Origin of the sequence: Salinivirga sp., assembly GCF_035268865.1 — a bacterium.
In the GTDB taxonomy this organism is placed as follows: Bacteria; Bacteroidota; Bacteroidia; order Bacteroidales; family Salinivirgaceae; genus Salinivirga.
In genome coordinates, this window is sequence record NZ_DATFKB010000232.1 from 1 (window position 1) to 25,688 (window position 25,688).

General features: G+C 39.9%; 18 protein-coding genes. 11 read left to right on the top strand and 7 right to left on the bottom strand.

Going from position 1 to position 25,688, the window contains the following annotated elements; translation table 11 throughout:
• Positions 1-329: 329 nt before the first annotated feature.
• The 4 genes from VJ937_RS13875 to VJ937_RS13890 form a co-directional block, all read right to left on the bottom strand.
• On the bottom strand, positions 330-1,358 hold the full coding sequence (locus VJ937_RS13875; protein ID WP_324068052.1) for an aldo/keto reductase: 1,029 nt from the start codon (positions 1,356-1,358) through the stop codon (positions 330-332).
• A gap of 21 nt (positions 1,359-1,379) precedes the next feature.
• Positions 1,380-2,003 carry a flavin reductase family protein gene (locus VJ937_RS13880; RefSeq protein WP_324068054.1) on the bottom strand — a complete coding sequence of 208 codons (624 nt, stop codon included), beginning with the start codon at positions 2,001-2,003 and terminating at the stop codon, positions 1,380-1,382.
• A 14-nt stretch (positions 2,004-2,017) separates the two neighbouring features.
• Positions 2,018-2,305, bottom strand: a complete 288-nt coding sequence (locus tag VJ937_RS13885; protein ID WP_324068056.1) for a TIGR03643 family protein — start codon at positions 2,303-2,305, stop codon at positions 2,018-2,020.
• 458 nt (positions 2,306-2,763) lie between these two features.
• Positions 2,764-4,191 carry a sugar porter family MFS transporter gene (locus VJ937_RS13890; protein ID WP_324068059.1) on the bottom strand — a complete coding sequence of 476 codons (1,428 nt, stop codon included), beginning with the start codon at positions 4,189-4,191 and terminating at the stop codon, positions 2,764-2,766.
• 322 nt (positions 4,192-4,513) lie between these two features.
• Between VJ937_RS13890 and VJ937_RS13895 the strand changes: the two genes are divergently transcribed.
• The 9 genes from VJ937_RS13895 (at position 4,514) to VJ937_RS13935 (ending at position 21,689) form a co-directional block, all read left to right on the top strand.
• The gene (locus tag VJ937_RS13895) at positions 4,514-7,948 is read left to right on the top strand and encodes a hypothetical protein (RefSeq protein WP_324068061.1); all 3,435 of its coding nucleotides are present in this window, start codon (positions 4,514-4,516) and stop codon (positions 7,946-7,948) included.
• A 41-nt stretch (positions 7,949-7,989) separates the two neighbouring features.
• Entirely contained in the window at positions 7,990-11,343 is a 3,354-nt protein-coding gene (locus VJ937_RS13900) for an RICIN domain-containing protein (RefSeq protein ID WP_324068063.1), read from the top strand.
• Between the two features lie 288 nt (positions 11,344-11,631).
• A complete protein-coding gene (locus VJ937_RS13905; RefSeq protein WP_324068065.1) occupies positions 11,632-12,381 on the top strand; it encodes an acyl-[acyl-carrier-protein] thioesterase in 750 nt (249 codons plus the stop codon).
• Between the two features lie 120 nt (positions 12,382-12,501).
• Complete coding sequence (locus VJ937_RS13910) at positions 12,502-14,973, top strand: TonB-dependent receptor (protein ID WP_324068066.1); 2,472 nt, start codon at positions 12,502-12,504, stop codon at positions 14,971-14,973.
• 141 nt (positions 14,974-15,114) lie between these two features.
• Positions 15,115-15,831, top strand: a complete 717-nt coding sequence (gene dapB / locus VJ937_RS13915) for a 4-hydroxy-tetrahydrodipicolinate reductase (protein WP_324068068.1) — start codon at positions 15,115-15,117, stop codon at positions 15,829-15,831.
• Between the two features lie 29 nt (positions 15,832-15,860).
• Positions 15,861-17,252: a S26 family signal peptidase gene (locus VJ937_RS13920; RefSeq protein WP_324068070.1), complete on the top strand. Its 1,392-nt coding sequence runs from the start codon at positions 15,861-15,863 to the stop codon at positions 17,250-17,252.
• 117 nt (positions 17,253-17,369) lie between these two features.
• Positions 17,370-18,257, top strand: a complete 888-nt coding sequence (lepB, locus tag VJ937_RS13925) for a signal peptidase I (protein ID WP_324068072.1) — start codon at positions 17,370-17,372, stop codon at positions 18,255-18,257.
• A gap of 36 nt (positions 18,258-18,293) precedes the next feature.
• Positions 18,294-19,574 (top strand): serine hydroxymethyltransferase, encoded by a 1,281-nt coding sequence (glyA, locus tag VJ937_RS13930; protein WP_057954424.1) that lies wholly within the window; start codon positions 18,294-18,296, stop codon positions 19,572-19,574.
• A gap of 87 nt (positions 19,575-19,661) precedes the next feature.
• Positions 19,662-21,689 carry a M3 family metallopeptidase gene (locus tag VJ937_RS13935; protein WP_324068074.1) on the top strand — a complete coding sequence of 676 codons (2,028 nt, stop codon included), beginning with the start codon at positions 19,662-19,664 and terminating at the stop codon, positions 21,687-21,689.
• Positions 21,690-21,708: 19 nt separating this feature from the next.
• On the opposite strand, the gene VJ937_RS13940 is transcribed toward VJ937_RS13935, so the two are convergent.
• Positions 21,709-22,200, bottom strand: a complete 492-nt coding sequence (locus VJ937_RS13940; protein ID WP_057954426.1) for a SixA phosphatase family protein — start codon at positions 22,198-22,200, stop codon at positions 21,709-21,711.
• Between the two features lie 79 nt (positions 22,201-22,279).
• Entirely contained in the window at positions 22,280-23,551 is a 1,272-nt protein-coding gene (locus VJ937_RS13945; protein WP_324068077.1) for an NAD(P)/FAD-dependent oxidoreductase, read from the bottom strand.
• A gap of 82 nt (positions 23,552-23,633) precedes the next feature.
• On the opposite strand from VJ937_RS13945, the gene VJ937_RS13950 reads away from it, so the two are divergent.
• Both VJ937_RS13950 and VJ937_RS13955 read left to right on the top strand, forming a co-directional pair.
• Complete coding sequence (locus VJ937_RS13950) at positions 23,634-24,143, top strand: hypothetical protein (RefSeq protein WP_324068079.1); 510 nt, start codon at positions 23,634-23,636, stop codon at positions 24,141-24,143.
• Positions 24,144-24,352: 209 nt separating this feature from the next.
• Complete coding sequence (locus VJ937_RS13955; protein ID WP_324068081.1) at positions 24,353-25,000, top strand: MBL fold metallo-hydrolase; 648 nt, start codon at positions 24,353-24,355, stop codon at positions 24,998-25,000.
• Positions 25,001-25,029: 29 nt separating this feature from the next.
• Here VJ937_RS13955 and VJ937_RS13960 read toward each other — a convergent pair whose 3' ends face one another.
• On the bottom strand, positions 25,030-25,629 hold the full coding sequence (locus tag VJ937_RS13960; RefSeq protein WP_324068083.1) for a hypothetical protein: 600 nt from the start codon (positions 25,627-25,629) through the stop codon (positions 25,030-25,032).
• Positions 25,630-25,688: the final 59 nt, after the last annotated feature.

Here is a 25,688-nt window from a genome sequence, read left to right on the forward strand (position 1 = left end):
AAAGGCAATAAAAGCAGTTAATACAAGAAGAGTAATAATGCTCCGCAATTGATAGTATTTCATTGTACGATGGTTTATAATGTGCTGATTTTATGAACCAGGCAAAACTAGGTATATTTTATTGAAACAAAATGAAACCTATGTGAAAAATGCATTTATATGGTGGTGCAATTAATACCCCTGGTTCAAAGATTACAACGATGCCCACAAACTCTGATGAGCGTTTAATCCGGCTTTTCGAAATAATTTGAATCAAGGTGCAAATCTATCAAGCTGTGGATAGTTGTGATGTGTATGTTTATCAGTTTATAAAAGGTTTTCTATTATTTTCAGGTTCTGTGGTTGTCTATTTGGTCTCCTTTTTCACTCAAAACAAACCCTTTAATTCTGTCTTGTTTTAAGAATTCATGAGGAAACCCCAGGGCAACAGCGCTAACTTTGTTTAATTGATGCATTTGTTCTTTATCAAGTTCTATGTTCACAGCATCAAGGCTGTCTTGCATTTGCTTTAACTTACGGGCACCCACAATTGGAATTACAACCTGGTTTTTTTGCATAGTCCAGCGTATGGCAATTTGAGCCGGAGAATAGCCAGTTTCACTGGCCAAATTGACTACAGCCTTAGCAATTTTATTGTTACGTTCACTCAGTCTTGGATTGTCAGCTTCCATGCGTTTGTCATCGTTGTTTGCTTTCAGGTATTTTCCTGTTAAGGCTCCTCCGGCAAGTGGAGCCCATGCGGTTACTGCCAGGTCACCAGCTTTTGCCATTGGCAGCAGGTCGCGCTCAGTAGTGCGTTCTATGAGACTGTACTCAACTTGCAGCGCATTAAAACGGGTCCAGCCACGTAAATCTGCTATGGCGTTAGCCTCTGACACAATCCAGGCCGGAGTGTCTGAAATACCGGCATAAAGAATTTTTCCGGATCTTACTAAATCGTCAATTCCACGAAGTATCTCTTCCGTTGGGGTTTGGAAATCCCATGCATGGAGGTATAAAACATCTATATGATCTGTTTTCAGCCTTTTTAAACTTGCTTCAACGGATCGCATCATGTTTTTGCGATGGTTACCTGCATAGTTTACATCATCGGGTTTGTCATACAAACTATATTTGGTTGCTAATACAAAATGATCTCTGTCGTGAGCTATAAAATCTCCAACATAGTTTTCACTTGTTCCTTCGGTATAGCGGTTTGCTGTATCGACAAAGTTCCCCCCTGCATTTACATAAGCGTCAAATATCTTTTTACTTTCTTCTTTCGTGGCGCCCCAGCCCCATTCTTCTCCAAAGGTCATGGTTCCAAGACTGAGCTCTGAAACACGTAGTCCGGTTTTTCCCAATACTTTATATTGCATACGATCTGCTTTTATGATTTTTTATTTTGTAAATTTTGGTATTTCACTCGTTCTTGCGTAAGGCAATGATTTGATTTTTTTTAAGCTATAGTAGTTATTAAGCCCGGAAACGCCTATTCCACCCAGCTTTTCCATATCAATGTAGCCATTGTCGGCCACAGTTTCATCCGGTATTTGGAGTAGCAATATTTGGCCTATCACAAGCCAGGTTTCGTTACTTTTTATAGGTATGATTTCTTTGAGCTTTAAACCTGTTTTTACCAGGCTCTCTTTTACAAAAGGTACCGGGAAGTTGTCAATGTATTCTTCACTGAGCGCGCACTGCTCAAACTCCGAAACGCCGGATTCAAATTTGGCTGAAGTGTAGTGCGCCTGTTCAATGAATGATTCGTGTACATGGTTGATGGTGAAAAAACCACTTTCACGAATATTGTTTAACGTTTGCCGTTTGGGCCGCGAAATATATCCCATATGAGCAGGGTTGCTGCCTATATGAACTACATTGCTTATAATAGCCAGATTTGTTTTACTGTCTGGAGATATGGTTCCAATAAGGTTTGCAGGCTTTATTCCGGTAATTGCATTGATAATATTTAATCTTCTTATTTTAGAAGTCTCTGCAATATCTTTTGAGGTTAGTAGCATTATGGATTGATGGTTTAACGTTTTGAGATTTTATTCATGGTAATGGCTCGTTGTCGGGTGCTTTTAAATCTGGATATCTCCGGATTTCTTTTTTTTGCATGTTTTTGACTTACCCCGCTATTAACACGCTTGCGCCAACGCTTGAAGCTTCCATTTTGTAAGTTCCTGCGCATAAGTGTAATTACATCCTTTTCAGGTAATCCAAACTGTAGATAAATAGCTTCAAACGGGGTGCGGTCTTCCCATGCCATTTCAATTATGCGATCAATATCCGCCTCAGGTAAATTATATTTTTGTCCCATTCTTAGTTTAGCTTTAAAAATCTAAACGTATATGGAAAACTTTTTGTTGAAATACGTAAAGGTCTACTTTGTTTTTTTTAGGTTTATTGAGGAGATATAAGCTATTGCAGAAAGGATTTTGTAGCCTCGTCAGGTCAGCTGATTTTACCGTACTTCTCTTCGCTATTTGTAATGGCGCAGTTGCGGGGGTACTAACGAAGACCATTAAGCGCACTTTGACAACGCTCAGTGAGCAACCGGTAGATTTGCCTGTGCAAATCGAAATGGCCTGTTATTGACAAATGTAATGATTGACGCTCGTTTCGATTCCCACTTGCTAACCGCCAAAGCGACTCAACGAACTCCGTAAATTGAAACTCCTTGTTGCCTTTTTGGGTTTTTCCGTCGGCCATTGAGTTGCATGTGGGATTGCATAGGCGAATCGAAATGGCCTATCACACTACCACACTATACTTGATTTATTGAATTCTTCCGTACTTGTTTTCCCAGATTTTTTCAATTTTCTCCAATGACCGCCCTTTGGTTTCAGGGATGTATTTCCATGTAACCCAAATTATAATTAAAATAAAAGCAATGAAAAGGAAATAGGGTAAAGACCCATTCCAGATTCCCCCGGTATTGGCTTTACTTTCAACAACCATAGGGAAGGTTTGTGATACCAGGTAATTTGAGGCCCATTGAACTGCAACAGCAATTGACATAGCTATGCTACGTATTGAGTTTGGAAACATTTCCGAAAGCATTACCCAAACAATCGGGCCCATCGACATGGCAAATGAACCAATAAATACCAGTATGCCAATAAGTGATACTATGCCAACATTATTGGTCATTAGCGTTATGCCGAGCATTAGAAAACCCGTGAGCATTCCTGCTGATCCGGCAAATATCAGTGGTTTTCTTCCCCAGCCATCAACGGTGAACATAGCCAGAAATGTAAAGGCCACATTAACACCTGCCAGCAGTATCTGCTGTGCCAGCACATCGTCCTGTCCAAAGCCCAGGGCCTTTTCAAATATGTCGGCGCCGTAGTACAATACAGCATTAATTCCGGTAAATTGTTGCAAGCCTGAAATCACAGAACCAATAAGTATAATGGGCAGTATGCTTTTTTTGAATATCGATTTCAGTGGCAACCCTTCTTCTTCTTTTATTGATTCGCGTATTTCTTTCATTTCTTGGGCAACCGCAGTTTCTCCAAGTACTTTAACAAGCACTTTTTCAGCCTCTTCTTTTTTGCCTTTGAGCATTAACCACCTGGGGCTTTTGGGTACGAAAAAAAGGAGTAATAAAAACAAGGCACAGGGTATAACCTCTGACCAGAACATCCAGCGCCAGCCTTCGTTAATATTGTAAGTTTGTCCTTTCCCGCTACCAATGAAATAAGTGGCCAGAAATACAATAAAAAAACCAATCACAATGGCCATTTGGTAGAAGGTAACCATTTTACCTCTTGTACCCGCAGGAGATATTTCTGCAATGTAAGTTGGTGCATTCATTGAAGCTAAACCTATTCCTAGTCCGCCTATTAATCTGAATACAACAAGCAACGATACCGATTCGGGCAGGAAAGCAGGTAGGCCCGATCCCCACGCTGATATGGTAAACAGTGATGCTGCAATAATTAATGAATGTTTACGTCCAGCTTTTTTACTCAATGGACCGGCTATTATCGCTCCAGCAAAACATCCCAATAACGCGCTGCCGACTACCCAACCTTTCATAGCGGCGCTTAATTCGAAATATTTGCTGAAATAGAATTGAGCTCCATTGATTACGCCGGTATCATAACCAAACAAGAAACCTCCAAGGGCCACAATCATGGCAATTGCAATCAGGTATAGCTGATGCTTACTTTTGAGCTGTTTAAGCGATTTGTCTTGCAAAATATTTGATTTTTTTGATTGTTGTATTGTAAGGTAAATGTAATGTTTTTATACAATTTATCCATATTAAGCGATTGTTTATTCCATCCTAAATTCTGGATTTTTCCGGATTTCATTTCAATTAAATCCTCTTTGATTAAGTTGAAGGTACTTTTTTACGCTTGTTTAGTTGTTTTATTATTAAAGTCAATAGCTTCAACTTATTCCATCATTTTTTTATTCCCTGATGCTTAATTCCGGCATTTGATCATATGTATATAGGTAATTTTATTTCATTTTTTATTATTTTGAGCAACTAATTATAAAAACAAAAATAAACATCATGCGAATTCAATCCCTTATTCTCCTTGTATTGTTTGGATTAACAATGTCTGTTTTACATGCACAAAAGCAAGTCAACATTCCCGGGTTTGGAACTTTACCTGTAACAAAAAATGGTGATAACTATCAAGTCACCCTGGATAATTATGGAACTTTTGATTTCAAAGGAACATTAAATCCTTTCGACCTTGAAACGGCCGTTAAAGTAGAACAACTAAAAGAGTTCCCCGGCTACGAGGTTATGTCAAACCTTGGATTAAAAGATATTAAATTAAAGGTATCCTCAGCCGGTTTATTTATCGGCGCAAAGGCTGATACAGAGAAAAACCTGAAGGTACTTTTCGATTTTTTAAATATTGAAGCACCCTATGTAACAATTAATACAAAGATCTCTAAATCGAGTTTCGCGCTTGAAAGCATTCTGAACTTTGCACGCGAACCTGTTATAGCAAAGGTGATTCCGCCGGCCGGAACAGAATTGCATGTAGAAAAGTTATCAATGCTTGCCGGAGCAGGAACAGGTGGAGCAAATATCAGTGTAATTACAGAAGTGCGTATGAAACCAACTAAATGGGATCCTGCGTTGAAAACAAAATTTGAATTGGCTTACAATTTACGAAATCAGGAAATAACAGGTAGCGGATCAATGATGGATACCTGGGCTGATCCTTTTGGACTCGATAAGCATTTGAAAAAGAACTCTATATCATTTACAAATACGGCAGTCTCATTTGGATGGGTAATTGGTGCGCCATCGCCCACAACACTTGGTCTTGCAGTTGAGAACGCCACATTTTTCGATCTTGAGTTTGGTGCAAAGATGAGCATTTCGCCTGCAAATGGTCAAATAGCACTTGAAGCCAATCGCAACAAAATGACCATGAACGATTTTTCATCGATATTGCGTGAAGGGTTTGGGCTCAGTGTTCCTGATGTATTCCCAAATAATGTATATGTAAAAGATGTTAAAATACTCTACTCTCCCAATGGAGGTGAAATTGGTGAGGTTGAAATTGAGCAGGGATTTGCTATGAAAGGAAGAGCAAACTTGTTGGGTGCTGTGGAAGCCGAAATCGACTATTTTGCCAACTGGGAAGATGGTTTTTACCTTGATTACAGGTTTGATGCTAACCTGAAAGATGCCCTTATGAAGGAAATCAAAAAAACGAATCTTCCACAAGCAGCTACAGAAAAGGTTTTAGGTACATTCCAGCTCCGTAAGGTTCACACGCACCTTGAGGCGGGCATGGATCTGAAAATGTCGGGAGAAACGCACGTGGAATTTGAGGTATTTGAAAAGACACACAAATTTGATATTCAGGCTTCTTTAGATCCTGAAACCATTGTTGATGCGATAATAGATAAAATAATCGAACAGAACGAAATGATGAAGATTGCTGGTGAGGTAGCCGGAACAGTTGGAAATGCTACCAAAAAGGCCTACGGCATAGCCAGTGATGCATGGAACAATGCAAGTAAATTTATCGGTTCAGCAAGCAGGCATATCACACATTCAAAATCAGACTGTGACAACAACTGCGTGCCTGATTTGGCAGAGGATATGTACACGCCGTTGCTAAAAGGTAGCAACGATGCCGTTCTTGCCTTTTATAAAGAAGTATATCCTCAGTTGATCAGAATTGTAGGTAACAATACTGCTGAAACAGTGAAGCTAAGAAATGATCTGGTCTGGAATGAATGGGTTAAAGTGGCTGGAAAAATCGATAGGGACTGGCATAAAATTATTTACGATGATACCTATATTTCATTTTATATCAAACCAAGCAGCGCCTCGAACGGAGGAAGAATTTACAGGAGGCTTGTACGTGAGCAAAGGGATAAACATATAAAGTTTCGAACTTTCCTTTATCGGAAGCTGATGAAAGATTTAGCAAGTCCTTCTCCCATTTTATTTTATGAGAAATCTGCGGGGCTTGGCGAGGTTTATGACATGAACTCGAATGGCAGCGTGGGTGCAAAAGTAGCATCAACTACGAATTGGAAAACCACCTGGTCTGAGGTTGAATATTACCGTGCAGGCGGTAAGGATATGGTGCTGTTTTATCAACAAGCAGACGGAGGATTTGCCGAAATGTACAGAGTGAAATCCGATGGCACCTTGAGTGGCCGGGTTGCATCAACAAAAAACTGGAAAGCAACCTGGTCGGATATCGAATACTACCAGGCCGGTGGCAAGGATATGATGCTGTTTTATGAGCATAAAGGGGGTGGCTCCGCAGCAATGTATGAAATTAAAGCCAATGGAACATTGGGAAAAAAGATAGCAACAACAAAAAACTGGAAAGCAACCTGGACGGACATTGAATATTATCGTGCGGGCAGCAAAGATATGCTTCTGTTTTATGAGCAATCCGGCGGCGGAGCTGCAGCTATGTATGAGGTTAAACCTGATGGCACATTAGGTGCCAAAATCGCAACAACAAACAATTGGCGGTCAAGCTGGTCAGACATTGAATACATTTCTGCTGAAGGAAGAGATATGATGATGTTCTATGAAAAATCTTCAGGTACTGCCGAGGTCTATGAAATAGGGGCAAGTGGTGGACTGGGAAGCCGGATAAAGCACATTGAAGACATGAAAAAAACATGGGGTGATATTGAAGCGGTTAAATCTCAGAGCATCGAAAGTCAGATTGAATATTTGAGAAACAATTGGGAGTCATTGAGTGCCGGAACCATTCATTCATCCCTTTTATTTTACGAAGACCAATCAGGGTCGGGAGAATTTTACGAAATAAATTCAAAAGGTGGTGCAGGTTCCAGGGTGGCATCGACAGATAGATGGCGGTCCACCTGGTCAGATGTTGAATATTATCGTGCTGGTGGCAAGGATATGTTGTTGTTTTATCAACAATCAGATGGCGGTTATGCAGCAATGTATACAGTAGAAGTCTATGGCACGTTGGGTCGCAGAGTAGCATCCACTAAATCATGGCGATCCACCTGGTCTGACATTGAATATTACCGTGCAGATGGTAAAGATATGTTACTTTTCTACCAACGAAAGGGAGGAGGATCGGCTGAAATGTATGAGATTAAAGGCAATGGTACTTTGGGCAGCAGGGTGGCAACCACTGACAGATGGAAATCCACCTGGACTGATATTGAGTATTATCGTGCAGGCGGAAAAGATATGATGTTATTCTACGAACAAGCCAACGGAGGCAGGGCCGAAATGTACCGAATTAATGATGATGGTACATTGGGTAATAAGGTGACATCAACGAATAGCTGGAGGTCTACCTGGACTGACATAGAATATTATAGCGCAAATGGGAAAGATTTTATGCTGTTCTACGAAAAGTCAACAGGTACTGGAGCAATTTATGAAGTTGCACCCAGTGGCGGATTAGGATCCAGGGTGGTAAATATTTCTGGTTGGAGAAAGACCTGGTCAGATATTGAAGCTCGCTGATAATTAAAACAAATATGGATAGAAACTTAAATTCACTTTTCATGAAAAAAATCATTTTTACACTCATCTTATTCCTTGCAATTACTTCAGTGTATTCGCAGGCAGAAAAAATTAGTATTCCAGGGTTTGGAACTTTACCTGTAACTAAAAGTGGTGATAACTATCAAGTAACCCTGGATAATTATGGAACTTTTGATTTCAAAGGAACATTAAATCCTTTCGATCTCGAAACCTCTGTTACAGTTGACCAGTTAAAGAAATTCCCCGGCTACGAGGTTATGTCAAATTTGGGATTAAAAGATATTAAATTAAAGGTGTCCTCTGCCGGTTTATTTGTTGGTGCAAAGGCTGATACAGATAAAAACCTGAAAGTACTTTTCGATTTTTTTAATATTAAGGCGCCCTACGTAATTATAAATTCTAAAATTTCTAAATCGAGTTTCGCGCTTGAAGGTATTTTAGATTTTTCTCGTGAACCTGTTGTAGCAGAGGTAATACCTCCGGCCGGAACAGAATTGCATGTAGAAAAGTTATCAATGCTTGCCGGAGCAGGAACAGGGGGAGCAAATATCAGTGTAATTTCAGAATTGCGTATGAAACCAACTAAATGGGATCCTGCGTTGAAAACAAAGTTTGAATTGGCTTACAATTTACGTAACCAGGAAATAACAGGTAGCGGATCAATGATGGATACCTGGGCTGATCCTTTTGGACTCGATAAGAATTTGAAAAAGAACTCTATATCATTTACAAATACGGCAGTCTCATTTGGATGGGTAATTGGTGCACCATCGCCCACAACCCTTGGTCTTGCAGTTGAGAACGCCACATTTTTCGATCTTGAGTTTGGTGCAAAGATGAGCATATCACCTGCTAATGGACAGGTTGCCCTGCAGGCAAGTCGAAACAAAATGACAATGAATGATTTTGCCCGAATATTGCGCGATGGATTTGGTTTGGATGTGCCAGATGTATTTCCAGACAACGTTTACATAAGAGATGCTGAAATACTCTATTCGCCAAATGGTGGAGAGATTGGGGAAGTTGAAATTGAGCAGGGATTTGCAATGAAAGGAAGAGCAAACTTGTTGGGTGCTGTGGAAGCCGAAATCGACTATTTTGCCAACTGGGAAGATGGTTTTTACCTTGATTACAGGTTTAATGCCGACCTGAAAGATGCCTTGATGAAGGAAATCAAAAAAACGAATCTTCCACAAGCAGCTACAGAAAAGGTTTTAAGTACATTCCAGCTCCGTAAGGTACACACCCGCCTTGAGGCGGGCATGGATCTGAAAATGTCGGGTGAAACGCACGTGGAATTTGAGGTTTTCGGCAATTCACATGATTTTAAGATGCAGGCTTCTCTCGACCCTGAGCGTATTATCAACAGTATCATTGACAAGATAAAAGCGCAATCTAAAATAATGCAAGTCGCCGAAGATGTTGTAAAAATAGCAGGATCAGCAGCTACGGCTTCAATAAAAACAGTGGAAAAAGGTTGGGCTGAAGTAAGTAAACGTGCAGGAGATGTGGCAGAATATCGGCATCACAATCCGTTACTTAATGGAGACCATCGAGGGGGAGATCGTTGTAAATCGCATTGTGTACCCAACAGAGCAAAAAAAATGGGAAACCCGGTATATGAAAAATCAAATGCTGCGGTAGAAGATTTTTATAACAAGGTAATACCGAAATTAGCGCTAATTGAGGGTTCGCATAAGCGAAAAGAACTTATTTGGGATGATTGGAAACGTTTAGTTAATAGTATTAATAAAAACTGGAAAAAAGTTAGAGACGATCAGCATTACTGGGGGTATGATAAAGACCAGGGAGATGTCGAACGTTATGGAAGACAATACCGAAGATTAATAGACGCCAAAAAAGCAAAACACAAAAAATACCGGTTACAAATATGGAAAAAAATGATGACCGAATCTATTGAGCCCATACCTGCAGAGTTCAATAAGCTTACCAATGTTTACTTTTTGAAGAATATGGCTAATGAGGATTATTATATAGATATTTCGGGTTACCATTTTACTGCGAAAAGAAAAAAGAAAACACCCGTTAGTGTGTATCCTAAAGATGGCGGCAGAAGTGGATTGCAAGGCATTGACCGGTTTATAAAATTCATTCCACATCCGTCTAGAAAAGACTATTTTTACATACAACCACAGCATTCCGACTATGTGTTTGATGTAAAGGGTGATAACAAAACACCTGGAAACGAGATAATTATATATCCCAAAAGCGATAAGCGAGAAGTTCAACTTTTTAAAAAAATACCAGTACCCGGAAAAAGGAATACGTATTATATTCAAAATAAAGAAAGTGGATTTTTAGTAACATCAAACGGAAAAAGCAAAGCGCTGACGCAAGAAAAGAAAACCGGAGCCGGTAATCAGCAATGGTATTTTGAATCGGCTCAGGCAACAGATATGGCACCCGTTAAAACTGACTATACTTTTGCGTTGCGTAATGTGGAAGCCAATCGACACCTTGACTTGCCAGGGAGAAGAGACAATGCAAAGAAAAAGGATGCCCACACTCAGCTTTGGAGTATGGATTACCATCCTGATCGTTACATTTCAATCAAAAAATCACGCTTTGAAGGCATTAATTATGTGCAGCATATGCATTCAGCGCATCATTATTGGGATATTGAAGGCGGCAGTAAAAGCAATGGGGCAAAGCTCCAGTTATGGACTCTGAACCGAAACGATAATCAAAAGTTCAGATTTATTTATGCCGGTTCGCCCATGACATTTTATATTGAAAATCCGGCAAGTGGCAAATTTTTAGATGCCTCCGCCTCAAAAATTAATCAAAACGGATGCCCGGTTCAAATATGGACTCCCGATGGCTCTGCCAATCAACAATGGAAACTGGAACCCGCCGGACCCAAATGGTTTGCACCCAAACGCAAAAAAGTAAAAGTAAAAGTAGCCTACAGTGATAAAACCTGGGACCTGGCAGGCGGTCCGGAAAAAGCCAAAGAAAAACGAAGCCGCGTGCAAATCTGGTCAGATGAAGAAAAAGTGGACCGGTATTATGTCATAAAGCGTTCAGGAGATCACGATTGGGCCTGGATGGAACTCCACGGCGGAATGCGTGTCGATGTGGAAGGCGGAAATGTCAGGGACAAACGTACTAAATTGCACACCTGGACAAGACATAACGGTGACGCACAAAAATTTGCCATACACCCCACAGGCAGATACACCTGTGTTATTTTTACAAAAGGTTGGAAAGTTTTAGATGTGGAAGGTGGCAAAATACACGATAACGGGCCCGACATACATCTCTGGGATAAGCACCTGGGGGCAGCACAACAGTTTCAGCTGATTGATGCAGAAACCGGAAAGCCCATTGATTTTACAAAGTATATAAATTAAAGGAGAAAGCTGTGCCGGTTGTAGCCGGTACAGCACATAGTTTTGCAGAAAAAGAGTTTGAAAGAAAAAAATACAAATTTCAGGTAAAGTAAGATTGTCTCAGAGGAGTTAATCAGTTATTTATAAGATTAATAGAATTCTGAGACAATCTTTTTTATAGATGTCTGCTTGAAAACTTGATCTTGTTTTTTTATAAAAGCCAGGATTATAATATTGTATAATTTTTTGTTGTATAGTCTACATTCCGAAACCTTTATTACCTTTGCATAGTATTAAATCACAACGTTTATGGATGTACTGCCACTTTATTTTAGTGAACATATCATCAAACATTACGAAATTGACGCTTCGGGTCGGTTTTCAATGGCAGCTCTTGCCAACCATGTACAGGAAAATGCAGCTGAACATGCACGCCGGCTAAAAGTAGGTTATCGCGACATGCTCCAAACGAATAATGCCTGGATGCTGGCGCGCGCGAGGTTTAGCTATTATACCAGCCCGAAATTAGGTTCGCACATAGAGGCCGAAACCTGGGTAAAAGATACAGATCGCATATTTTCATACCGTGATTTTCATTTTAAAGTAAACGATGAGGTTTTTGCAGTAGTAAACACTGCCTGGCTTGTCGCTAACCTTGAAACAAAGAAGATTGAGCCCGTAGAAACCTTCGTAAAAAATGCTTATAAATTGAAAGACCGTTGTTTGGTAAATGAGCCCATCCCAAAGCTGAAAGGGGTGGAAGGAAAGGCTGAACACGTTTTTATGCATGAGGTGAAGTTTTCAAGTATCGACCTTAATCACCATGTGAACAATGTGAGTTATCTGCAATGGTATTTGGATTATTTACCCAATGGCCTGGCCTTAAACCCGGTAAAAAATTTGATTATTAACTTTTTACATGAAGTTCGCCTGAGCTTTAAGGTCAATATTTATTACAATATCCAGGATAAAGACGATGGTGTGCATGTGAAATGTGAAATGGTAAATGCTGCTACCGATCAGGCTGCCTGCCGAATTGAGGCTGTACACAAAAAATAAAGTTGGATGTATAATAATTTGGCGCAATAAATGTTTATTAAGGCTGAACACATTTATTTTGCCAACTGAAATACTATTTTTGTGGCGGCAAATTTTTCTTCGAAGCGCAATTTTTAGTGTATGAAGTATTCACTTTTCTTTTTATTGCTTGTACTGGCATTGTCTGCAAAAACCCAAAGCACAGCCTGGGTAACAGGCCGGGTGACCGATATTGATAATTACCCGATTGAATTAGTGAATATCGTTGTTGAAAGTACACAAGCCGGTACGTCTTCAGCCTTTAATGGAAAGTATAAAATTATCGTCCCTGCCAATGAAGACATTCGCATTTTCTATACCAGGGTAGGTTTTAAGCGTGAAGTAATTGAAGTAAATTTAGAACCGGGAGAGCGCGAGCGGGTTGATGTGCAATTAGAAATGACTTCGGAAGAGCTCGCCGAGATTGAGATTGCCGAAGAGCGTAAGCGACATTCTACTACATACTACCTGGATCCCAGAACCATTGAACAATTACCAGAGGTAACGGGGTCTGTCGAAGGAATTATTAAAACCATGCCCGGTGTTTCGTCCAATAATGAGCTGAGTAATCAATATTCGGTACGGGGCGGCAATTACGATGAAAACCTGATTTATGTCAATGGTGTGGAAATATATAAACCATTTCTGGTAAGATCAGGTCAACAGGAAGGATTTAGTTTCTTAAATTCCGATATGGTTGCAAACCTTTCCTTCTCAGCAGGCGGATTTGAAGCCGAATATGGAGATAAAATGTCATCTGTACTCGATATTCAATATAAAAAACCAGCACGTTGGGGAGGGTCTTTTAAAGGTAGTTTAATGGGTGGTACTGTTACTGCGCATGGTAGCAGCAAGGATCACAGGTTAACCCACATAACCAGTTTCCGGTACAAGAAATCAGGCTACATACTAAATACCCTCGAAACAAGCGGTGATTATGACCCAACTTTTTCTGATGTGCAAACATATATTACCTACGATGTTACAGAGGATTTGGAAATTGGCTTTATTGGTAATTATTCCAATAATACTTATCAGTTTCAGCCATCTGACAGGGAAACAGATTTTGGTTTGGTAAACAACTCTTTACGCCTGAAAGTATATTTTGAGGGGCAAGAGGTAGATAAGTTTATTACAAGTCAGGGGGCTTTCCTTGTAAATTACAAACCTACAGAAAAACTTAAACTTAATTTTTCTACATCTGCTTTTATTAGCAGCGAATCTGAAACATTCGATATCCTGGGTGAGTACTGGCTAAATGAAGTAGACAGTAACCTGGGTTCATCTACATTTGGAGACAGTGTTGGAAGTCTGGCTGTAGGCTCATATCTCGATCACGCCCGGAATTACCTCGATGCCGTGGTATACAATGTAAGTCACCGTGGTGAATTGAAATCAGGGGCACACAATTTAAAATGGGGTGTAAAGTGGCAGGTCGAAGATATTAGCGACGAAATTAGCGAGTGGATGATGCTCGATTCGGCGGGATATTCTTTGCCACCAGATGGTACAAATTATTCTCCTTTCACCGATTCTGTTGTGACACTTTTTGAGACACGACGATTTACCAATTCTATTTACTCGAACAGGATTACAGCATTTCTGCAAGATAACTGGACTAAAACAATTGATAGTGCCAGTATTTACATAAACGCCGGCCTTAGAACACAATACTGGGATTTTAACAATCAACTTGTATTTTCTCCCCGGGTTGTTGTCGCTTTCGAACCTAACTGGACCAGGGACTGGCTGTTCCGGCTTTCAGGAGGTGCATATCACCAGCCACCTTTTTATAAAGAGGTCTTTGACCGCCACGGAAATAAAAACCAGAATATCAAAGCTCAGGAGTCATACCATATTGTGGGAGGGGCTGATTATAACTTTATGGCATGGCGCAGGCCTTTCAAGTTTGTGGCTGAAGTTTATTACAAAAAGCTGGAAAATCTTATTCCCTATACTGTAGATAATTTACGCATAATTTACGAAGGTGATAACAAAGCTGAGGGTTATGCCACAGGCCTTGATTTTAAAATCACTGGTGAGTTTGTAAAAGGTGTAGATTCCTGGTTATCGGTGAGTTTAATGAAGACCAGGGAAGACCTGAGAAGCGACTCTTATGTGGTTGAAGATGAGGATGGTAATCAATCCACTATATCTCCTGGTTATATTCCGAGGCCCACAGATCAGGCTGTAACTGTAAACCTGTTTTTTCAGGATTATTTCCCCGGCAATCCAACCTGGAAAATGCACCTTAACCTCGTTTATGGATCAGGTTTACCATTCGGGCCGCCCAATTCGCCCCGATATGCCGCAACAGCCCGAATGCCTGACTACAGGAGGGTTGATATTGGCATGTCGAAATCGCTTATTTCTTCACAACGAACCTACAAAAACCCCAAAGGACCGGTAAAATGGTTTGATGATTTATGGATTGGTGTTGAGGTTTTTAATCTGTTCGACATTAATAATACAATTTCATATACATGGGTTCGCGATGTATACAACAGAGAATATGCGGTGCCAAATTATTTAACCAGCAGGTTGTTTAATATTAAGCTTAGTGGCCGGTTTTAAGCTTACCCCTTTCAATTGTCCAAACAACCAGTTTCTTTATTAAAATGTATTCAAAATCGGCAGATTTATGCTAATTTTGGCACACCAAATTAATTCTGAATAGAATTGATTTAATTATTTTTTAACTACAAATCAAATGTAATGAATGTGCTTTTGATTGGATATGGCCGAATGGGCAAGGCCGTTGGAGAAATACTCAGGCATCGTAACCATTCGATTGTGAAAACCATTGACGAGGAAAATGCATCTGAACTGGACAGGCTTGATCCTGGATCTATTGATGTTGCCGTTGAATTTACCCATCCCGATGCCGGTTTTGATAATGTTATGAAATGTCTGCGGGCCGGAATACCCGTTATAACCGGAACTACCGGTTGGAACGAGCAATTACCCGAAGCGGAAAAAGCCTGCAGGGAGCATGATACCGCATTTCTTTATGCGCCTAACTTCAGCCCAGGTGTAAATATGCTTTTCGCAATGAATGAAAAGCTCGCAAAGCTCATGAACGGGCAGGCGCAGTATGAGGCCTCTATTGAGGAAACACATCATATCCACAAAAAAGATAAACCCAGCGGTACTGCTGTAAATCTCGCCACACAATTAGTTGACAACGTGGACCGTTACAAGAACTATACGCTGGACAAAACAGAAAAAGATAGTTTACCGGTTTATGCGCACAGAGAAGGAGAAGTTTTTGGCGATCATAGCATAACTTATACTTCAGAAGTAGATACACTGATGCTTTCACATCATGCGAAAAGCCGCAAGGGTTTTGCACTCGGTGCAGCGATGGCTGCTGAGTATGTGTATAACCGTAAAGGTGTGTTTACTATGAAAGATGTGCTTGAAATTGAATAATTTAACATAAGAACAATAACTACACAATAATGAAGAAATTCTGGAAAAACAAATGGTTTAAATTTTCCATAGCTGCTATCGCCTACGTACTTTGGGTAATATGGCTCGATAGTTATTTCTGGCTGCTCGGGCTGCCTGTAATTTACGATATTTATATCTCTAAAAAAGTGCATTGGGCCTTTTGGAAGCAAAAAGGTGTAAAGAAGCAAAAAAAGATTATTGAATGGGTCGATGCCCTTATTTTTGCCGTTATTGCTGCATCGTTTATCAGAATGTTCTTTATTGAGGCCTTTGTCATTCCAACATCGTCAATGGAAAAGACCATGAGAGTTGGAGATTACTTATTTGTAAGTAAATTTCATTACGGGCCCCGTAAACCAATGACACCGCTCTCTTTCCCATTTGTACATCATACCATGCCACTTAGCACCAAAACCAAATCTTACTTAGATTGGGTACAGTGGGACTACGAACGTATGCCTGGCCTCGAAAATGTAGAAAGAAACGATATCGTTGTTTTTAATTTCCCTGAGGGTGATACCGTTATTGTAGAACATCAGAACCAAAGCTATTACCAGATTCTTCGTAGCGAAGCTAATGCTATGATGCGTACCGACCGTACAAAAGGTATCATTAAACATTACAGTTTTTATGAAGACCGTGCCCGCGACCTCATTCATGATAACTTCACCATTCATGTCCGTCCGGTTGATAAGCGGGAGAACTATATTAAACGTTGTGTGGCCATGCCCGGCGATGATATTAAAATTGTAAACGGGCAAATGTATGTCAACGGACAAGCACAGAAGCATTTCGAAGATATGCAGTATAAATATTACATCTATACAAATGGAGAGCGCATAAATCCAAAAATTCTTCAGAATATGGATGTGTCGAATGAAGATATGCAGGTATCGCAATTAGATCCCGGCAAATATATTTTACCACTTACAAACGTTATGGTTAATAAACTGCGTAATTTCCAAATTGTTGATTCTGTTGTCAGGGTTGTTCATAATGGAGATGGCTCAGATTATATTTTTCCGCATGACCCTGTTTACCCCTGGACTGAAGATAATTTTGGCCCGCTGCATATTCCTTCTAAAGGACAAACCATTAATTTGACATTAAAAGAATTACCAAAATATGAACGAATCATTGATTTGTATGAAGGTAATGATTTGAGTGTGAAAGACAGCACAATATACATTAACGGTGAGCCTGCTGAAAGCTATACCTTTAAGCAAAACTATTACTGGATGATGGGAGACAGCAGACACAATTCGCAAGACAGCCGTTATTGGGGATTCGTTCCTGAGGATCATATCGTTGGTAAACCTTTATTTATTTGGTTGTCAATCGATAAAGATGAGAGCTTGCTTCAAAAAATACGTTGGGACAGGCTTTTTACGCTGATTTAAATTGTAGTATTTGAAAAAGATATACTGATATAAATTTAGGATGAAATCTGTTTAATGGCTCCATAAAGATGCTTCTTTGCAGGTTCATCAGATAATGTAACAAAATTATTAAGAGAAATGAAGAGAGTTTTTATTATAGCACTTGTTGTACTTCTGGCTTTAGGTTTTTTATTTCAGTTTATTTTTACCTGGCACCGCAGTGACGATAAAACCATGGAAGCCACCATAGAAAAAGGTGAATTGGTTTGGATTAATAAAGCTGCAGTTGGTGCATGGTTTTTAGGAATGAAAATGCCGGGATTAAGCTCAATTGAGCCTAACGATATAGTTTATTATGCCTATCCTGAAGATTTTGACAGCCCGATGTATGAGAAACAGCGGATGATTTCCCGGGTAGCAGGATGCCCCGGAGACCGGATCTTTATACGGGGGAAGATTTTGCATGTCAATGGCGAGGATATGGGATTCCCTGAAAAATCAAAACTCGGCTATCGAGCAATGTTCAATGAGGATGTTGATGTGCAGGAATTGCTGAATCATTACGACCTTGATCAGGCTGAAAGTGTTATCGACAGCCTGGGAATTTATGAAGTTCCACTTACTGAGGATATGAGCGACTCGTTGCAGAAGGATCCTAATGTAAATTATGTGCGGTTAATTAAACAAGTGCGGGGAGGAGCCAATCGTGTTTTTCCGAAGAGCCCATACCGATCGTGGTCTGAAGATGATTTCGGACCATTGGAAATACCGAAAGCCGGCGATATTATTGAACTTAACTATCGTAATTACGATATTTACCGAAACATAATCGTTCAGTTTGAGGGGCATGATGTGATTAAGCATAAGGGCGAAATCCATATAGATGGCAAAAAATCGAATTCATATACCATAAAGAAAAATTATTATTTTCTGCTTGATGACAATCGCGACCGTTATTTTGATAGTCGTGAATTTGGCTTTGTTCCCGAGGAATATATTCTTGGGAAGGTTATTGGCGCAGAATAATAAGAAAAAAAGGAAACACACAAAAAACACACAACTATGAAAAGAGATACTCAGGTATTTGACATCATTGAAAAGGAATACCAGCGACAAAAAAACGGAATTGAACTTATAGCTTCGGAAAATTTTGTAAGTGAGCAGGTTATGGAAGCCGCAGGCTCAGTAATGACCAACAAGTATGCCGAAGGTTACCCCGGAAAGCGCTACTATGGTGGTTGCCAACATGTGGATGAAACCGAACAATTGGCAATTGATCGCATTAAGCAGGTTTACGGAGCAGAATATGCAAATGTGCAGCCCCACTCAGGTGCTCAGGCCAATATGGCTGTGTTTATGACTGTTTTGAATCCCGGTGATACATTCATGGGACTTGACTTGTCGCACGGCGGACACCTTTCACACGGATCGCCTGTTAACTCATCGGGCATTCTGTACAATGCTATTTCATATAAAGTACGCGAAGAAGATGGCATGATCGACTACGATGAAATGGAGAAAGTTGCTTTAGCAGAAAAACCCAAAATGATCGTAGGAGGTGCTTCTGCTTATTCGCGCGAATGGAATTATAAACGTATGCGCGAAATTGCAGACAAAATAGGAGCAATTTTTATGGTTGATATGGCCCACCCCGCAGGACTTATTGCTGCAGGCCTGCTTGATAACCCCGTGAAATATGCACATATTGTGACATCTACAACGCATAAAACTTTGCGTGGCCCACGTGGTGGTATCATACTTATGGGAGAAGATTTTGAGAATCCATGGGGAAAGAAAACAAAAAAAGGCGTTGTGCGCAAAATGTCAGCACTCCTTAATTCAGCTGTATTCCCGGGTATTCAGGGTGGCCCTCTCGAGCACATTATTGCTGCTAAAGCCATAGCCTTTGGCGAAGCGCTTACTCCTGAATTTAAGACTTACCAGACGCAGGTAAAAAAGAATGCCGCAGTTATGGCTGAAGCATTTGTTAAAGCCGGCTATAAAGTAATTTCGGGTGGTACCGACAACCACTCAATGCTGATAGACCTCAGAACAAAAGCTCCTGAAATTACCGGTAAGCAAGTGGAGAAAATATTGGTTGACGCAGATATCACCATAAATAAAAACATGGTACCTTTCGACAGCCGATCTCCATTTCAGACTTCAGGACTTAGGGTTGGTACCTCTGCCATTACCACACGTGGTTTGAAAGAGGAACACATGCCTAAAATCGTTGAGCTTGTAGATAAGGTAATTATGAATATTGAGGATGAAAAAATTATCAGTGAAGTACGTAAAGAGGTGAATGAACTGATGAGTGATCGGCCAATGTTTGCATGGTAATTGCCTAAACAAAAATAAAAGAGAGGTGTTGCGTTTTTCGCAGCACCTTTTTTGAATAATTAAAAATACAACAGAAAATATTTCAATATGACGAACCCATTTTTTCAGAAGCAAGCGAGCCCTTACCAAACACCAGCGTTCGATAAAATTAAGATTGCACATTACAAACCAGCACTGCAAAAAGCTATTGAACAGGCCAGAGATCAGGTGAAACAGATTGTTGAAAATTCCGAAAAGCCTGATTTTTATAACACAATTGAGGCCCTCGAGCGCAGCGGCGATCTGATTGAACAGGTTGCCGGTATCTTTTTTAACCTCAACGAAGCAGAAACCAATGGTGAGATGCAGGCTTTGGCTCCGGATTTATCGGCCATGATTACTGATTTTGCCAATGAAGTAAATTTAAATCAGGAGCTTTTTAAAAAAGTAAAAGATGTGCGCAATTCAAAGCCTGATCTAAATAAGGAGCAGGAAATGCTGCTTGATAATACATATAAAAGTTTTGTGAAGGGAGGGGCCGATCTGCCTGAAAAAGATAAGGAACGATACAGAGCCATCACACGGGAGCTATCACAATTATCACTCAGGTTTAATGAAAATGTATTGGCCGAAACCAATGCCTTTGAGCTCCATATTACCGATGGACATGACCTTTCAGGCTTGCCGGATTATGTGAAAAGCGCAGCAAAAGAAGAGGCTGAGCACAGAGACAAAGAAGGGTGGGTTTTTACCCTGCATCATCCAAGCTATGTGCCTTTTATGCAGCATGCCGATAGTCGCCGTCTTCGTGAAAAATTATACAGGGCATTCAGCACCAGGGGCCATAAAGGCGACAAGCACGATAACAAAGAAATTATTCAACAGATTGTGAATTTGCGCCTTGAGAAAGCCCGCCTGCTAGGTTATGAGAATTATGCTGCTATGGTCCTGGAAGATCGTATGGCATTATCGGCTAACCGTGTAACCGATTTACTTAATCAACTTTACACTGCAGGGCATCCCCATGCAGTTAAAGATAAAGAAGCGGTGGAAGCATTGGCAAATGATGATGGCCTGACTAATGGACTACAGCGTTGGGACTGGGCATATTATTCGGAGAAACTCCGTAAAAAGAGGTTTAACCTGACAGATGAGATGACCAAACCCTATTTCAAGCTGGAGCGGGTCATCGATGCTGTATTTGATTTGGCCGGACAGCTTTATCAGCTCTCTTTTAAACCAAATAGTGACATCCCGGTTTATCATCAGGATGTAAAGGCTTATGAAGTTTATGAGGGCGAACAGCAAGATATAAAAGCTATTTTATACCTCGATTTTCATCCCAGGAAAGGAAAAGGTCAGGGCGCCTGGATGACTACGTTCAGGGAGCAGTCACAGCTGAATGGACAATATCAGGCCCCTTTTGTCTCTTTGGTTACCAATTTCACCAAACCCACAAGCGACAAACCAGCCTTGCTCACTTTTGATGAGGTGACCACCTTTTTGCATGAGTTTGGCCACGCCTTGCATGCCATGCTAAGCAATGTAACTTACGAAAGTTTATCGTGTACCAATGTGTATCGCGATTTTGTGGAGTTACCCTCGCAGATGCATGAAAATTGGGCTTATGAAAAAGAATGGCTCGACAAATGGGCATTTCACTATGAGAGTGGTGCCAAAATACCAGATGATTTAATAGACCGGATTCGAAAAGCTAAAAATTTCAATAGTGGGTATGCCAATGATCGCCAGGTTAGTTTTGGTTGGGTCGATATGGCCTGGCATACCCTGGAACAGCCTTTCGATGGCGATGTGGTGGCATTTGAACGGGATGTGATGCAAAAAGCTGAGGTGTTACCTCCGGCCGATGGTACTGCTTTTTGTACCGCATTTGGACATATTTTCGGAGGTGGATATGCCGCAGGCTATTATGGGTACAAATGGGCCGAAGTGCTCGATGCCGATGCTTTTGAACGCTTCTATGAGGAGGGTATATTCAATAAAACCGTAGCAAAAAGCTTTGCCGAAAATATATTGAAAAAAGGTGGTACAGCCCATCCTATGGAGCTCTATAAAGCTTTTAGAGGCAAAGAACCCTCTGTTGAACCACTATTGAAACGCGAAGGTTTACTTTAGAATTTTTACCGAAGTACGATTAAAGGTATTTTTTAGGGAACTCAAAAAAGTCAATGTCTCCGCTGCCCGGTTCCAGGTGCCACTCCTTTACATCGAACTTGAGGCCCAGGCATCCGGCAGTGGGGAAACTTTGATGAAAATTTTTAGAAAGCCTTATTCCGCTTTGCGATATGAAGGGATTGTGTCCGAAAATTATAACGGTTTCGATTTTTGAATCAAGGTTTGATAAGAAGTCTGCCAGCTGTCCTGTTGTATAGCCTTCATAAAGAAAATGTTCTTGCTCAATTTCCGCTGGAGTGTATTGCATTTCTTCGGCAAAAATTTTAGCCGTTTCCAGTGCGCGGTGAGCATCTGAACTTACCAGCAGGTCAGCCTTTATGTTGTTTTTAACAAGTACATTTGCAATTAATTTACTGTCTTTTCTGCCTTTTTTGATCAAACTGCGTTCAAAATCATTACCACTTTTTTCCTGGTCAGCCTTTCCGTGTCTTACTAATATTAGCCTTTTCATTTGTTGAGTTCCTCCTGATTCCTTTTCTTAAACAACCTAAGTGCAGCTAAATATATGAATTTAACGATATTTTTCCAACTTATTTTTTTATGGGTTTTACCAATATTCTGAGCGATTGATCTCTTGAAAAATAGCTTGTGGCCCAGTTAATGAAGATAAAAAGCCTGTTTTTTACGCCAACGATAGCCATCAGATGTACAAAAATCCAAACAAGCCAGGCAAAGAAACCGGTGAATTTCCACCACGGCAGATCCACCACAGCCATATTGCGACCTATTGTGGCCATTGAACCTTTATCTTTGTATTCAAATTTGCTTTGTTTGTTTGGTCTTAGTAAGTTTTTAGCCAGGTTCAGAGCTTGCTGTATGGCCACCTGAGCTACTTGTGGATGCCCTTTGGGGTACTTTTCTGTATACATTATCGAAAGGTCACCGAGTACATAAATGGCATTATGCGCTTTTAGCTGATGGAACTCGTCTACTATAAGTCGATTCCCTGCACCAACAGCGTTTTCATTCAGTCCTTCAATTTTTTTGCCCTGAATTCCTGCAGCCCATATCAGGTTTTTTGTTTCAAAACTTTGTCCGTCTTTTAGTGTAACTTTTTCATTGTCGTAACCCTCAATCTGGCTGTTTAAATGGACATCAACTCCAAGTTTTCTTAAAAATTCATGGGCTTTGTCACCCGCTTTCTTCGACATACTCCCAAGTAACCGATCTGAGGCTTCGAATAGCATTACATTCATTAAACTGAAATCAATTTCAGGGTAATCTTTAGGAAGTATATGGTTGCGCATTTCTGCTATAGCTCCCGCCAGTTCAACACCGGTGGGACCACCGCCAACAATAGCAATCGAAAGAAGTTGCTGTTTCTTGGTTTTATCGTTTTCGAACATGGCCTTTTCAAATGACTGTAAAATACGGTTGCGAAGGTAAATTGCCTCTGCAGTCGTTTTCATCGATAAACCATTGTTCTGTAATTCTTTATTGCCAAAAAAGTTTGTGTATGCACCCATGGACAGCACCAATTTATCGTAACGGAGCGTCCCAAAATCAGTTTCTATGGTTTTATTGTCGGCATTAATAGATTTCAGATCTGTATTTCGGTAATGAATATTGTTTTTCTTCTGGAATAGTTTTCTCACTGGAAATGAAATAGAACTGGGCTCAAGGCCTGCTGTGGCAACCTGGTAAAAAAGCGGCTGAAACTGATGAAAGTTCCTTTTGTCGAGCAAAACCACCTGGTATTTCGAACCAACAAGCTTTCTGGCCAGCTTGAGTCCTGCAAAGCCTATTCCTGCAATTACAATACGCTCTTTATCGTTATCTGGTATATTAAATTTGTCCATCAATCTGCATTTATGTTTTCAGCAATTCTAACAATTATGATCATTATGGGTTCAAACTGCAGGAATTATTATTTTTGTAGTATACATGAAAATCAAAACCCCACATATCGCATTGTTTTTAGTTTTAATTTCGGGATGTATTGAAATTGAAGATCCGTCTAATATTCCCGAAATAAAGTATAAAAATCACCAGGTATCCTATTGTGAAGATAATCTTGGTAACGAAAATAAATGCATTGATCTTTCTTTTGAATTAAAAGATGGCGATGGTAATATGGGGCTTTTAGATAGCGATACTATTCCACCTTTTATCGGTATTTATAAACATAATTTTTATTACGATTTATGGGTTTATGAAGACGGTGGTTTTCAATTGTGGAACGAACTAGCCATAAATTATTTTGATATTCCTTACATTGTTCCACAAGGGCAAAATAAGATATTAATTGCGGATGTATCAATTGATTTATCTTTTTCTGCAAGCACATTACCTTACGATACAATGATGTTGAGTTTTTACGTGTATGACCGTGACTTAAATCAAAGTAATATCGAATATACAGATACCATCATTTTTCAACAAAACCAACCTTAGCTTGTTTCATTTCAAGCTTGACTTAAGGGCTTTGTTTCAATACACCAAAAATTAATTTAAAATATTAGTGATTGACATTGATTAATTTATATTTGCGGCCCTAAAGCAAGTTTTAAAATTATTATCAAGTGTCGAAACTTTGTAGCCATTTTATATGTTGATCATACAAAGTCCTTGATCGCAAAAGAACTTAATAAACCAATTAAATCATGCAGGTAAGAAAATTTACATTTAATCCATGGCAGGAAAACAGTTATGTGCTATACGATGAAACAGGTGAGTGTGTAATGGTTGATATGGGATGTGTCTCAGATAGCGACCACCAGGAGCTGGCCGAATTCATTGATGATAAGAATTTGACTGTTAAATATATTATCAACACGCACTTGCACATCGATCATATTTTGGGGAACTATAAGTTAAAAGAGACTTACAATGTTCCTGTTCTGGCACATGAAAATGATGAGTTTTTACTTGAAAATGCTGAAACCTATGCTGAGCAAATCGGCTTTAAATTGCAAAGCCCGCCACCCGCAATCGATAAATATATTGATGAGGGAGATAAAATAGCTGTAGGCAACTTTAAGTTGCAGGTGTTACATATTCCGGGGCATACGCCAGGTTCTTTGGTTTTTTATAATGCTGAAGATGGTATATTAATCAGTGGTGATGTGTTGTTTTATGAGTCAATAGGGCGAACCGATCTTATTTATGGCAACCATGCTGCACTTGTAAAAGGTATAACGTCTAAAATATTGGGTTTACCTGAAACCACAGAGGTTTATCCCGGCCACGGGCCCAAAACCACTATTTCGCATGAAAAATGCAGTAATCCATTTTTGAAACACATGTGTTAATTACAGGTATTCGACAAGTGACTTTTATATTAATTGTTTCGCAAAATATTGATGCCTGCAGCTGTTATTAACCCGGCACCGCCTCCCAGTAAGGAGGCTTTAATCATACGAAACGCCCTTTGCTCTTTATACCCGTTTGTGTAGTATTCATTGTCTGATGGAACTTTAGGTTTTGCAGTCCAACCAAAAATTCCGATTGTTATTGTAGTGCCAAGCGGTACGAATGGTGCAGCAAATAAATCACCCTGATCCAGAAAGCCCATGCTGCTTGTGGTGGTATAGGTAATAAGAAACCAAGGCCAGAAACTGCCTGCTTGTTTACCATCAATACGGCCTTTAACAAGATTGCTCATTTGGGTTTTAGTCAGATCATATTCGCCTTGTGGTTGATAAACAACCGACTTTTCTTTTTGGTTTTGAATGGAATACACATCATCCAAATCAATGAAACGATATTTTCCTTTCTTGTTCAGGTATTTTAGTTCTTTGTAGTCGTTCTCATTTAGAATTTCAAACTCCGATGTCGAAAAAACATCCCCTTTGATGGTCGTAATTTTATTTTGTGACATGAGTACAGAACTCCCTGAACTCAGAATAATAGCAGTCAATACAACTAATATTTTTTTCATAGTAGAAATATTTACCAATTGGTTGATAAACATAAGAAAATTTCAAGACTTTTCCTTTC